Source organism: Marinococcus salis (assembly GCF_054971365.1).
The window spans coordinates 39,928-52,892 of the sequence record NZ_JBQOJB010000005.1; the positions used below are offsets into that span (position 1 = coordinate 39,928).

A 12,965-nucleotide genomic window follows, 5' to 3' on the forward strand; every position below is an offset into this window, starting at 1 on the left:
AACGTTTTTACTGCTCTATACAAAAATGACCCCCGGGGTGAGCACCCGGAGGCCATTTGTTTCACTATGCTCTTTTAGCTTTGGACAAACCGTTTCCAAGCCCTGTCTTTTCACAGAATGACTCATACTCCGTGTTCCAGGAGGTATGTTCTTCTGGAGAAAAGGCGCTTACTTCTACTGCTTCGCGAATATACCTGCGTGCTTCGTGCCGGTCTTTGATTTTCCCGGCAGCGGTCAGCTGTACTGTAATATTGCCAAGAGCACTCGCTTCCTTCGGCCCTGTCCATACGTTACGCCCAAGGGCATTTGCCGTAAACTGGGAAAGGTACGTATTTTTAATACCGCCCCCGACCATATACAATCCGGAAAAAGACTGGCCGGAAAGCTGTTCCGTACGCTCGAGAACGTGCCGGTATTTCATGGCCAGACTTTCCATGATACACCGCACAATCTCCCCTTTTGTTTCAGGAACCTTCTGTCCGCTCTCCCGGCAATACTGCTGAATTTGGGCAGGCATATCCACCGGGTGCAGGAACTGGAGGTCGTCCGGATCAATATATGACTGAAAAGCCGGCGCTTCTTCCATTTGCGCAAGCAGCGCTTCATGGGAGACATTATCGCCGCGCCAGGCACGTCGGCACTCCTCGAAAATCCAAAGCCCCATAATGTTTTTCAGCAGTCGGAAGGTCCGTTCTACACCGCCTTCGTTCGTGAAATTCCATTCAAACGCTTCTGGAGTGGTATTGGGTTCTTCAATTTCCGTCCCCATCAGCGACCACGTGCCACAGCTCAAATAGGCAAAGGAAGAAGATGCTGCCGGGACGCCGGCCACTGCTGCTCCTGTATCATGCTCGGCGCTGGTGTAGACAGGAACCGCCGGCACCTGCAGCTCCTGCTGCAGATCCTGACGCAGCTCTCCTACCCGGGTACCCGGCATCACGACATCAGCCATCCACTCCCGTGGGACTCCAATCGCCTTCAACAGTTCTCCGTCCCAATCCATCGTTCGCGGATTAAACAGCTGAGTGGTAGTTGCATTTGTAAATTCGCTTTTCATTTCTCCCGTTAAAAAATAGCGCAGCAGATCGGGAATCATTAAGAGTGTCCGTGTTTCCTTTAAAACCGGGGAATCAGCTTTTACCATAGCTTCTAGCTGATAGATTGTGTTAAACGGCAGAAACTGGATACCTGTGCGTTCAAAAATAAATTTTTTGCCGATACGCTCCGTTACCTGCTCCATTACTCCATCTGTGTGAGCATCACGGTAATGGTACGGATGACGCAGCAGTTCCCCGTCCTGGCCCACACAGCCGAAATCGACTGCCCAGCTGTCGATGGCGATGCTTTCAATGTCCTGGCGCTCTTCGTAAGCTGCACGAATGCCTTCCTTCAACTCATGAAAAATGCGGTAGATATCCCAGTGAAATCGTCCGTTCACCCGTACTGGTTCATTTTTAAAGCGGTGCACGTCCATCGTTTCGAGCCTCCCGGCTTCGATCCAGCCAAGCACGGCTCTTCCGCTGCCTGCCCCTAAATCGAACGCGAGTACACTCACCAGCTGGCACCGCCTTTGCCGCGGGAAAGAATTTTCTCTCCATAGCCGCTGGAATAGTAAGCGTCCATCGGCTTCACGGAAGCGCCCGTTTCTTCCCGGAAAGCTTCAAGAAGCGGCGTAACGTCCGCCTCAAAAGCGGAACGGATTGCACGCTCTGCTCCGAGAACATCCTGTTTTTCCTGAGCAGTCCGAAGCTCTTCCAAATTCACCAGGCACGCTTTAGCGTACATTGTCTGAACGTTTTCAATCGAGCGGATCATAGCTGGAATTTTCGGCTCCAGATTGTGGCACTGGTCGAGCATATAAGCAATATTTTCGGCATTTTTGCGAACTGCCGGATCCGGATCTTCCTCCGCCTGTACAATCTGCTGAAGAATCAAAAATACTTCATACGGATCGTGGGCGCCGACAATAAGGTCATCGTCTGCATACTTGCGGCTGTTAAAGTGAAATCCGCCGAGCTTCTGTTCATCAAGCAGATACGCCACAATATGCTCGATGTTAGTCGCCTGTGGATGATGGCCGGTATCTACCAGTACTTCCGCTTGACTGCCGAGCTTGTTGGCTGCGTTAAAAGCCATCCCCCAGTCTGCAAAATCAGTGTGATAAAATCCTGGTTCAAAAAACTTGTATTCAATCAGCATGCGCATCGAATCGTCCAACGCGTCATACATGCTTTTCAGCCCTTCAAACATCCAGTTTTTCCGTTTTCGAAAGTCTGCCTGTCCCGGGTAATTGGTGCCATCGGCAAACCAGAGGCTTAATACATTGGAGTCAACTTTCCTCGCAATATCAATGCATTCAAGCAGGTGGTCAAGCGCCTTCCGGCGGATCGCCGGGTCCGTATTGGTTAAGCTGCCAAATTTATAATCATCATCCTGAAACAGGTTCGGATTCACTGCTCCTATACTCACTCCGAGACTTTCCGCATGCGCTTTCAAATCGTTGTAATTATCAACTTTATCCCACGGGATGTGAATCGCCACTGCTGGACTTGAACCCGTATGCTTGTGCACCTGGGCCGCATCCTCCAGCTTTTCAAAGGGATCCCGCGGTATGCCTTCTTGCTGGAATACTTTAAAACGGGTGCCGGAATCGCCAAAGCCCCAGGAAGGTGTTTCAACCTGCAGCTTCTGCAATTTCTTTTTTACCGCTTCAAGGTCAATACCCCTTGCCTGCTGCTGTTCTTCGAATAATGTATAATGACGGTCGCTCATGTGTCATCCTCCTATCTCTATTTCCAACGCGGTCCGCACCAAGGCAGTTCCGCTGGCTCTCTGCTTTGTTCAGGAGGGGCAGGCCCGCCGGTACCTACCGGCAGGCAGCTCCTTGTTTATTTACTTAGCGTGTAAAGGCCGCTGGTACACCACCGTCTACGGTCAGCATGCATCCGGTCGTTTTTTCTGATTTCGTTGAAGCGAAGAAAGCGATCGCTTCCGCAATATCCTCCGGATAAATATTAACGAGAAGCGTTGTACGCTTACGGTAGTGCTCATCCAGCTCGTCGGGGTCAATTCCGTAGGCTGCCGCCCGTTCTTCCTTCCACGAAGATGACCAGATTTTCGATCCCTGCAGCACGGCGTCCGGCAGAACAGAGTTCACACGGATGCCGTACTCGCCGCCTTCTGCTGCGATGCAGCGTGCAAGATGGGTTTCAAGCGCCTTTGCCGAGCTGTAGGCCGCTGCATTTTTTCCGGCATATACCGAGTTTTTAGATCCCACAAAAACCATGTTTCCTCCCGTTCCCTGTGCTTTCATCTGCGTGAATGCTTCACGCGCCACCAGGAAGTAGCCGGTACCAAGTACGTCCATGTTCAGCTGCCACTGCTTCAGCGTCGTTTCGTCGAGCGGGCTTGAAGAAGCCAGGCCGGCGTTATTCACGATGATGTCCACGCCTCCGTACTGCAGCGCTGCTTCCTTGAAAGCAGCTGCGACAGCTTCTTCAGAAGTGACATCCATTGCCACGTCATATGCCCGTTCTTCTCCGTAGGCTTGCGTATATTCGTCGGCTTTTTCTTTTGCTCCGTCGGCGTTTAAGTCGGCAATTACGACATGAGCGCCGTCCCCGAGCAATTCACGGCAGGCCGCCGAACCGATCCCGCCGGCTCCTCCGGTAATAAATGCAACCTGTCTCGAGAATTCTGCTTCCGGCGGAGCAAGAGAAAGCTTATACAGCTCGAGCGGCCAGTACTCCACATTGTACGATTCGTTCTCTGACAGGGAAACAAATGATCCAAGAGCCGTGCTTCCTTTCATGACAGCAATCGCACGGTGATAAAGCGCTCCACTTACGTTGGCCATCCGTTTGTCCTTACCGGTATTGACCATGCCTACACCTGGAATCAAAATAACGCGGGGCGCCGGCTCAAACATCGTGTCGCCTTCATTCTTGTTTCGTTCAAAGTACTGGGTATATTCCTGCTTGTATGTCTCCACCCCTGTTTTTATTTTTTCAATCAGGGCGTCTTTACCTTCCGATGGTTTCCAATCAACAAACAGAGGCGTTCTTTTCGTGTGCACAAGGTGGTCAGGGCAGGCAGCGCCCACCTGGGACAGTTCAGGTGCGTCTTTACTGTTCACAAATTCAAGCACCGCTTCGTCATCGGAATAAGAGAGAATCATTTTTTTATGATCACTCACCGCTCCCCGGATAACCGGCATAACTTCGGCAAGCAGTTCCTTGCGTTCTTCTTCCGGCAGCGCCTTTGTATCTTCCCCTCCAAAAACGGTTTGTTGGCTTTCCTGTGTTTTTACAATATAGTCTTCTGCTTCCTGAATTACCTCAATGGTCTGGTCATAGCTTTCTTTCGATGTTTCTCCCCATGTAACCAGGCCGTGTTTTTCCATCAACACCATTTCTGCTTTTGGATTCTCCTGTACACCTTCAGCAATCATTTTCGAAAGAGTGAATCCAGGGCGGACGTACGGTACCCAGACAAAACGGTCCCCGAATATTTCCCGGGCAATATCTTTACCGTTGTCTGCGCAGCAGATACTAATAATGGCATCCGGGTGGGTATGATCTACATGTTTAAAAGGCAGAAAAGCGTGCAGAAGTGTTTCAATGGACGAACGTGGATGACCCGGGTCGATCATGCAGTGACGCAGGTATGCCACCATTTCCTCATCCGGCATCTCTTCACGTTCCATTAACGGACGAATATCCTCCATGCTCAAAGCAGTAAAGTGTTTTTCTTCCATAGTCGCAAGGTCCGAACCGCTTCCTTTCACCCACATTACTTCGATGTCCCTGCCCCGGAAGTCTTTTTCTGTGGTCTTTAATGACGTATTCCCACCGCCCCAGTTGCATACGGAGCGGTCCTGCCCCAGCAGGTTGGAACGATAGCGAAGCTGCTCTACGCCGGTTTTGAACTTGGATGCTTCGTTCTCATTCCAGAGGTTTTTCACCTTTTTAACGTTTGTAATCATTATTCACCCTCCATTTAATCTTCTTTAAGCGTTTTCATACACCTATCCTATCATAAATAACAGCAAAAACAAACATAAAACAAAATAAAACAAATGAAATTCACTATTATTTTCCTTGCCGCCTTCGGCTTTACTCTTTGTGCTCTTTGCGGAGAATACGAGCGTCATTTTTTTCTAAATTACAATGGAAAGCAAGCAATTCATCTGTTAGCAGATCCGTATATCTTCCGTTCAGTTCCGCCTGCGCCGGCACCCTAGAGTGATTCAGCAAAAATAAGTACTGCTCTCCGTTTTTAACTCTTTCGGCTGCTTCCACACCCTCAGAAGCCCACGGGACCAAAGGGGAAATATTTTTTCCCTCTGTGATTGTTGCAATTAAATCATGCAGAGCCTGGGATTCCATATGGGAAGCGATGTACCAGGCCTCGCCTTTACCGAATTGGTTTTTCGTTATCACAGGCATGCCGGCGTAAAAATCATTTTCGTAGACCGCTACCACTTCCGCCCCTTCAGAATGAAGCAGATCAAACAAATACCGGCATTCATACGCCCCTTTCAGCTGGCCGACAGGGAGCGTAACAGCCGCTGTGTTCGTATAAGCTGGCGGCAGTGCGTCGATTTCTTCCACCCATATCCCGAGCACCTTTCGAAGCGGACCCGGGTAGCCTCCCAGGTGCACCCGATCCGATTCGTCCGCGACGCCGCTGAAATACGTGGTCACAAAGGCGCCTCCCTGAGCCGTGAAGCTTTCCACCCGTTTGGCCCATGCTTCTTTAACCATATACATCATTGGGGCAATGACAATGTCGTAGCCGCTCCAGTCCTGCTCCGGGTGCACTATATCCACCGGAATATGCTGGTCAAAGAAGGCCCGGTAATAGGCATGAACTTCCCGCACATAATCAATCTCCACCGACGGCCCACTGGAAAGTTCAGCCGCCCACCGGGTTTCCCAGTCATAAAGAATTGCAGCACGGGCGCGGCTCGTGCTGTCTGTCAACACGTCCCCGAGCTTTTGAAGCTCCTCTCCGAGCGCAGCTGACTCCCGAAAGACACGTGTATGTTCATGGCCGGCGTGCTCAATAATAGCGCCGTGAAACTTTTCAGTCGCTCCAGGCGAACGCCGCAGCTGAAAGAACTGTACTGTATCTGCCCCGTGGGCCACGGCCTGGTAGCTCCACATCCGCATTACGCCCGGACGTTTTAAAGAATTATACGGCTGCCAGTTTTGCTGGCTCGGGGTCTGCTCCATCAGCATAAACGGCTGCCCCTGCTTCAAGCCCCGCATCAGGTCATGGGTCATGGCGGTTTCGCTCGGAGGTGTTTCCATCCCGGGATAGTTATCCCAGGACACCACATCCAGGTAAGGCGCCCACTGAAAATAATCAATCCCTTCGTATGTCCCCATGAAATTAGTGGTGACCGGAAGATTCGGTGTATAGGTTTTAATCGCTTCGTATTCCTTATAGTAGCAGGCCAGCAGCTGATCACTCATGAACCGTCGGTAATCCAGCGAAATCCCCTGATTGTCCGTTTCTCCTCCTTCCCGCTCTTCGCTCAGCGCATTCGGGACCACGATTTCGTCCCACTCATAAAACGTATGGCCCCAGAATGCAGTGTTCCATGCATGGTTGAGGGCATTCAACGTGCCGTATTTTTGCTGCAGCCATTCACGAAAGGCCTGTTCACAAAGGCTGCAGTAGCATCGCCCCCCGTATTCATTAGACACATGCCAGGCAAGCACTGCCGGGTGGCCCTGGTACCGATCCGCCAGAAAGGCAGCCATACGCCCCGCGTATTCCCGGTAGACCGGACTGCTCGGACAAGAATTATGGCGGCCGCCGAATTTTCGTTTCCGTCCGTAAAAGTCCACCCGCAGTACTTCCGGGTACTTTTTGGCCATCCACGCCGGGTGCGCCCCGGTCCCTGTTGCCAAGCACGTATAAATGCCGGCTTCATATAAACGGTCAATCAAACGATCCAGCCACTCTGCTTCATAGCTGTGATCATCGACCTGAATTTTTTCCCAGGAAAAGACGTTTAAGGTCACCACATCAATGCCCGCCAGCTGAAACATCCGAATATCTTCCTCTATCGTCTCATCCGGCCACTGTTCCGGATTGTAATCCCCGCCGTACCAAATTTTCGGTAAACTTTCATGAATCATCTTAATTCCCCCGTTCGGTTATTCTTTTACGGAACCACCAATAATTCCGGAAATAAAGTATCTTTGTAAAAATAAGAAAATAATAAATATAGGCAGAATCGAAATAGCGGCTCCCGTCATTAACACCCCGTAGTCAATCGAACGCTGGCCGGCAATTGTAGCGAGAGCCACCGGCAGTGTGTACATGTCTTCAGAAATCAAAGCAATCAACGGCCATAAAAAGTTGTTCCACTGGTGCGTGAATAAAAAGATGGACACTGCTGCAATGGCCGGTATCATGGTCGGAAGAGCGATCCGGAAGAAAATATACAACTCGCCCGCCCCATCTACTCTTGATGCTTCAATCAGAGAATCCGGTATCGACTGCATGTTCTGCCGCATAAGGAAAATCGCAAATGGATAGGCCAGCTGGGGCAGTATAATCGCCGCGTACGTATCGAGCAGGCTAAATGAAGCAAACAGTTCAAACTGCGGAATGACGAGAGCCTGGTAAGGCACCATCATCGACAGAAGAAAAATGCCGAAAATGAGCTCTTTTCCCTTGAATTGATATTTTGCGAAAGCAAATCCGGCAGCCGCACTGATAACTCCGCCAAGTACTGTGTAAACGATCGTAATAAATGCTGAATTAAACAATGCCTGCCATATGTCAATCTGGCTTAATAAGCTTTGAATATTTTCAATCAAGTGTCCACCCGGAATGAAGTTAGGGGGAATACTCAGTGTCTCTCCCGACGGGTTAGTGGCGCCGACAATCATCCAATAAAACGGCCCTACGGTTAAGATGACCCCGAACGTGAGTACAATATAGAAAGCTATTTTTTGCAGTTTCACTTCTGTCATTTTCGTTCACCGCCCAATCTGAACTGCAGGAATGAAAGAATTGCTATGATAACTACGACTACGTAGGCAATCGCAGAAGCGTATTCAAAGTCAAAATACTCAAACCCGTTTTCATACAAGTACATGGTAATAGTAGTTGTCGCATTCACCGGCCCTCCGCCTGTCAGGGTGTACGGCTCGTCAAACAGCTGCAGCGTACCAATTGTAGAAATGATGGCTGCAAATAAAATCACCGGACGAAGCTGCGGTATAGTAATGGAAAAAAACTGTCGTACCTTTCCTGCGCCATCGATACGTGCCGCTTCGTATAAATCGTTGGAAATATTCTGCAGTCCGGCGAGGAGAATGATCATGTTGTAGCCGGTCCACCGCCACAGCATCACGAGTACTAACGATACCTTAGCCCAAAACGGATTGTTCAGCCATCCTACGGGTTCAAGTCCTACCGTCGTCAGCAAGTAGTTGATAAGCCCATAATCCGGATTCAACAGCAGCAGAAAAATTACAGATGCTGCTACCAGGGAAGTAACTGCCGGCGTGAAGAAAGCCACCCGGAAAAACCCTTTCATTTTCAAAAACGCTGAATTCATCAACACCGCTAAAATAACTGCCAAAAAAATCATAATCGGCACCTGCAGCACAAGTAACAACAGCGTGTTTCCTAAAGCCTGGTAGAAAATTGGGTCCTGAAATAAACGTACATAGTTGTTCAGGCCGACAAATACGCGCTCCCCGGCCTCCGTTGTTTGAAAGCTCAGCCAGAATGAAGCAATAATCGGATAAGCCGTAAAAATTAAAAACAAAAGCACAGCTGGGAGTAAAAGCACGTATGGAGCTGTTTTTACTGTAAACCATGTTCTTTTCACCGGTCTCCCTCCAGGGTCCGGTGAAGACCCTTTTTCCTCCGTTTCTGTCTCCCAGTTCGTTTCTTCGGATGGATAACTCATATTTACCGCCCCCTTTGTTTATTCTTTCTCTGTCTCTGCCACATCTCTTCCTGTACCTGCCTTCAGCCGTTGTTCAATTCTGTCTACAACGTTTTCGGGGTCTTCATCGTACAAATACATGGAAACAATCTCTTCGTTAAAAGTGTTGTCGGCTCTAGCATAGTCACTCGTATACGTTACTTCCGGTATTTGTGTAGCAATATCAGCAAAGTCGGCATAAACTGACTGGCCATCGAAGTATTCCTGGCCTTCCTGAAAAATAGGGGCATCATATGCTTCAGTCAGCGACGGAAACAGCCCCTGGCTTTCCAATCCCTCCAGTTGGGCCTCCAGGTTTGTTGAAACAAACTCACCAAATAAATAAGCTGCTTCTTTCTGGTCGGAAACTTGAGGGATTGCATAGCTTGAACCACCGCTGTTTGCTGCACGGACGCCCTGCTCTTCAAACTTTGGAAGTGGGAACATTCCCCATGACCCTGACAGCTCCGGCATCTGGTCCACCATTGTTCCGTACCACCAGACCGCATTCGGAAGCGTAGCCACTTCACCATTTTTCAGGCCAGCCACCCGGCCATCCCAGTTCGTAACATTCGACATAATATCTTTATCTTCAAATTCCTTCATCAAATCTGCAGCCCGTCTGGTTTCTTCCGATCCAACAGTCAGCTCCCCGTCACTGTTAAAATAAAAGGCATCCTGTTGATGAATCATAAAGCGGTTTAACGGAACAGACTCGTTCAAGGTCAGGCCGAGCATATCGGCTCCGGTTTCATCTTTAATAGTCTCCCCAGCTTCTACGTAATCGCTCCAGGTTTCAATGGACTCTGCCTCTACACCTGCTTCTTCAAAGATATCTTTTCGGTAAAATACGCCCACCGGGCCAACGTCCCTTGGAAAAGCAATTACATTACCGTCTTCATCTTTGATGGATTCTTCCTTGGTCGGAGTAAAGGAGCCCATATGTTCTTCAAAGCCCGATTCCGAAAGGTTCACAAATGTATTTGGAAAATCATTTTGAAATGACGGAAGCCTTTGGTCCTCTACCTGTACCAGGTCCGGAAGCTGCCCGCCCTCCCCAGCTGCAAGGCCTGTAATCAGCCTTTGATATACCTGATCCGGGCCTTGTTTATTAATGTTTACCTCTATATTCGGGTATTTCTCATTAAAAACAGGCACCATTGTTTCCAAAAAATCTGCTTCAAGTGCCCAGGCCCATACGGTGATTGAACCTGAAACACTCTCCGGGTCTTCCGGCTTTTGTACTTGGTCTGTGGAAGCTGTATTTCCGCCGCATGCGGAAAGAATTAATGAACTGCCAAGCAGAAGCGCAGCTGAAGCTTTAAGGATTCTTTTCATATATGCCCCCGTCCTTTCTGTTTTGGACTGTTTTATTTATTTTTATATTATCCTGCACCCCCTGGTGCAGGCGCTGATACCAATGGGCCAGCCAGACAAAGTAGAAGATTGGTACACTCGCCCCGAAAAACAATGTAAGTCCTGGTACGAGCCATACTAAGTACAGCCAAACCCCGCCTCCAGCAATAAACCCGATTGACAAAGGAAGTCTGCCAATACTAAGCAGGAACGCCTGTCCAAGTTCACGCGAGAGCGGACGCGGAAGAGCTTCGCTGAATATCAATAAGTATATGAGCATGACTGTCATTACAAATGCCGCTGTTCCCGCCAGGCCAATAATCAGAGTCTGGAAACCGTCTCCAAGGCTTTGCAGCATTAACGGCTGCATACCTGCTGCTGTCATAAAAACTAATATGCCAGTGGCCCTCAGGTTCATTTTCCAGAAAAATTGTTTATAAAATTTAAAGTACATACGCAGCGAAGTACACTCCTGGGCCAGCTCCTTTTTCCATATTTCTGAAACGGCTGCGGTGGCCGGCGCCCATCCAAATATGACCCCTCCCGCCACCGTGCCTGCCAGCCAATAAAGGTTTAACCTGGCCGCCCTCACTACCCACTCCATCAATCGGAGCACTTTCATCTTTTTGCCTCCTTTTAATTGAAGTAAAAATTTAAGTAAAATGTTAACGTTTTCATTTTATCTTAGGCTGTTTTCCTTTCAACGTCTTATCAAAAGCAGAACTCTCTTACTACATTTGGAACAAAGAATCCATCTCATTCTCATTTTGTTTACGGCGTTTCTATTGAGCGTAAAAAAGCAGCTCTGCTTTACGCAGAACTGCTTTACACGCTGTTATTCCACCAGGCCAAACAGCCTTGGCAGAAACAAGCTGATTTCCGGAATAAATGCCACTAATACCAGTGCTGCGACAAGCGGCACATAAAACATCATCAGCTTTGGTATAATCTTTTCAATTGATACTTTGCTGACACTGCTGCCGATAAACAGCACAGTCCCGATTGGAGGCGTCGTGACCCCGATGGCAAGCGCCATGGCCATAATCATCCCAAAATGTACCGGATGGATCCCCATTTCTGTAGCCACCGGGAACATGATAGGCGTGAAAATCAGCAGGGCCGGCGCGACATCCATAAACGTGCCGACGACTAACAGAATCAAAAGCATTATAAGTAATAAAATAATAGTGTTATTGGTCACGGACAGCATCGCATTAGTGATTGACTGCGGAATCTCCGCATAGGCAAGCACCCAGCTCATCGCCGTCGACGCCCCAATCAACAGCAGAATAATGCCCGAATAGGAGACAGTTTCCTTTAAAATCTTTGGAAAATCAGAAAGTGAAAGACTACGGTAAATTAAGCAAAGCAAAAGCGCATAGAATACTGCTACTGCAGCACCTTCTGTGGCTGTAAATATTCCCCCGGCAATACCGCCGATGACGACTACAATTAAAAACAAACTCGGAATAGCCTGCCAGACGATTTTCACCGCTTCGCCGCCTCCGGTTTTATCAGCGACAGGATACTTCGCCCGTTTGGCAAGAATATAAGCCACAATTATCAGCAGTCCGACCATCAGAAGTCCCGGCAGATACCCGGCGATAAATAAAGCACCGATAGATGTGCCTCCTGTTAACAGGGAGTAAATAATTGGCATACCGCTTGGCGGGATAATCAACCCAGTCGGTGCCGAAGCAATATTAACCGCGGCGGAATAAGAAGAAGAGTAGCCTTCTTTTTCCTGTTGGGGATGCATGATTCTTCCCATCGAAGCCGCAGCGGCAATTGCCGAGCCCGAAATGGCCCCAAACATTGTGTTACCGATAATATTTGTATGAGCAAGCGCTCCGGACATTCGTCCGCCGATCAGCTTTGCCAGGTTAATCAGCCGGAGAGCAATTCCCCCATTATTCATAATGCTTCCCGCAAGCATAAAGAAAACGAGTGCCAGAAGCACAGTGCTGTCCACGCCTGTAAGCAGCTGCTGTGATACTGCCAGAAGCGAAGCGTCAACTGATAAAACCAGCAGCGCAGCGGCAAATGTCGCTGCCGCGATACTTACCGCGATCGGCACGCCGATAAATAAGAATAAGAAAAACAACCCAAATAATATTATGCCTGTCCAAACTGCTACATCCATTTATGATCCCCCTTTTCTTCAACACGGGGCGTTTCCACTTCCCGGCGGTGCATCATATTATAAATCTGATAGAAAATAACGATAACACCGCTGACCGGAAGTATGCCGTAAATCAATCCCATTGGAATTCTTAAAATAGGCGAGAGTTCAGCCATCGTTGCGCTTGCGATCGTATAGCCGCCAATCACAAGAACAAATAATGCAAAACCGATGACGATCAGGTCAATCAACCACCGGAGCCCGAGGTGGGCTTTTCCAGTAAGTTTGTCCCTTAAAAAGGCAATGGCCAGATGCTCGTCCTGGCCAAACGCATAGGCGCCGCCTAAAAAGGCAATCCATATCAATGAAAAACGGAGTACTTCTTCTGTAATAATACTCGGATCTCCAAGCACAAACCTCGTAAATACCTGCCATATCGCTGCTACAGTCAAAAATATAACCAGGGCGCTCGTAATAACTAAAAGCACCATATCGATACTCTTTTTTACTGCCTGCATGTTCTCACCC

The 12,965-nt window shown here is 48.9% G+C and carries 10 protein-coding genes; all 10 read right to left on the reverse strand.

The genetic code is table 11. The annotated features are described in order from the left end of the window. Positions 1–64: 64 nt before the first annotated feature. The 10 genes from ACTTK6_RS06265 to ACTTK6_RS06310 all read right to left on the reverse strand — a co-directional run bounded on the left by ACTTK6_RS06265 (position 65) and on the right by ACTTK6_RS06310 (position 12,955). Positions 65–1,555 carry a rhamnulokinase gene (locus tag ACTTK6_RS06265; RefSeq protein WP_462832976.1) on the reverse strand — a complete coding sequence of 497 codons (1,491 nt, stop codon included), beginning with the start codon at positions 1,553–1,555 and terminating at the stop codon, positions 65–67. Further along, complete coding sequence (gene rhaI / locus ACTTK6_RS06270) at positions 1,552–2,772, reverse strand: L-rhamnose isomerase (protein ID WP_079475335.1); 1,221 nt, start codon at positions 2,770–2,772, stop codon at positions 1,552–1,554. The genes ACTTK6_RS06265 and rhaI overlap by 4 nt, the downstream gene beginning before the upstream one ends. A gap of 124 nt (positions 2,773–2,896) precedes the next feature. Continuing rightward, complete coding sequence (locus ACTTK6_RS06275; protein WP_079475334.1) at positions 2,897–4,984, reverse strand: bifunctional aldolase/short-chain dehydrogenase; 2,088 nt, start codon at positions 4,982–4,984, stop codon at positions 2,897–2,899. Positions 4,985–5,114: 130 nt separating this feature from the next. Beyond that, positions 5,115–7,151, reverse strand: a complete 2,037-nt coding sequence (locus ACTTK6_RS06280; RefSeq protein WP_079475333.1) for a beta-galactosidase — start codon at positions 7,149–7,151, stop codon at positions 5,115–5,117. Positions 7,152–7,169: 18 nt separating this feature from the next. Then, positions 7,170–7,994, reverse strand: coding sequence for a carbohydrate ABC transporter permease (locus tag ACTTK6_RS06285; protein ID WP_179124058.1), 825 nt, complete (start codon positions 7,992–7,994; stop codon positions 7,170–7,172). Continuing rightward, complete coding sequence (locus ACTTK6_RS06290) at positions 7,991–8,941, reverse strand: carbohydrate ABC transporter permease (RefSeq protein WP_079475332.1); 951 nt, start codon at positions 8,939–8,941, stop codon at positions 7,991–7,993. Before ACTTK6_RS06290 ends, ACTTK6_RS06285 begins: the two co-directional genes overlap by 4 nt. 18 nt (positions 8,942–8,959) lie before the next feature. Further along, positions 8,960–10,297, reverse strand: a complete 1,338-nt coding sequence (locus ACTTK6_RS06295) for an ABC transporter substrate-binding protein (RefSeq protein WP_462832977.1) — start codon at positions 10,295–10,297, stop codon at positions 8,960–8,962. Further along, positions 10,281–10,937 (reverse strand): YesL family protein, encoded by a 657-nt coding sequence (locus tag ACTTK6_RS06300; protein WP_462832979.1) that lies wholly within the window; start codon positions 10,935–10,937, stop codon positions 10,281–10,283. The genes ACTTK6_RS06295 and ACTTK6_RS06300 overlap by 17 nt, the downstream gene beginning before the upstream one ends. A 213-nt stretch (positions 10,938–11,150) precedes the next feature. Further along, entirely contained in the window at positions 11,151–12,458 is a 1,308-nt protein-coding gene (locus ACTTK6_RS06305; protein ID WP_079475329.1) for a TRAP transporter large permease, read from the reverse strand. Further along, entirely contained in the window at positions 12,449–12,955 is a 507-nt protein-coding gene (locus ACTTK6_RS06310) for a TRAP transporter small permease (RefSeq protein WP_079475328.1), read from the reverse strand. Before ACTTK6_RS06310 ends, ACTTK6_RS06305 begins: the two co-directional genes overlap by 10 nt. Positions 12,956–12,965 lie beyond the last annotated feature (10 nt).

Bases quoted from the DNA above. Each gene is read 5' to 3' on its own strand.
- rhaI (WP_079475335.1), bottom strand. From the start codon at position 2,772: ATGAGCGACCGTCATTATACATTATTCGAAGAACAGCAGCAGGCAAGG.
- ACTTK6_RS06275 (WP_079475334.1), bottom strand. From the start codon at position 4,984: ATGATTACAAACGTTAAAAAGGTGAAAAACCTCTGGAATGAGAACGAA.
- ACTTK6_RS06280 (WP_079475333.1), bottom strand. From the start codon at position 7,151: ATGATTCATGAAAGTTTACCGAAAATTTGGTACGGCGGGGATTACAAT.
- ACTTK6_RS06285 (WP_179124058.1), bottom strand. From the start codon at position 7,994: ATGACAGAAGTGAAACTGCAAAAAATAGCTTTCTATATTGTACTCACG.
- ACTTK6_RS06290 (WP_079475332.1), bottom strand. From the start codon at position 8,941: ATGAGTTATCCATCCGAAGAAACGAACTGGGAGACAGAAACGGAGGAA.
- ACTTK6_RS06295 (WP_462832977.1), bottom strand. From the start codon at position 10,297: ATGAAAAGAATCCTTAAAGCTTCAGCTGCGCTTCTGCTTGGCAGTTCA.
- ACTTK6_RS06300 (WP_462832979.1), bottom strand. From the start codon at position 10,937: ATGAAAGTGCTCCGATTGATGGAGTGGGTAGTGAGGGCGGCCAGGTTA.
- ACTTK6_RS06305 (WP_079475329.1), bottom strand. From the start codon at position 12,458: ATGGATGTAGCAGTTTGGACAGGCATAATATTATTTGGGTTGTTTTTC.
- ACTTK6_RS06310 (WP_079475328.1), bottom strand. From the start codon at position 12,955: ATGCAGGCAGTAAAAAAGAGTATCGATATGGTGCTTTTAGTTATTACG.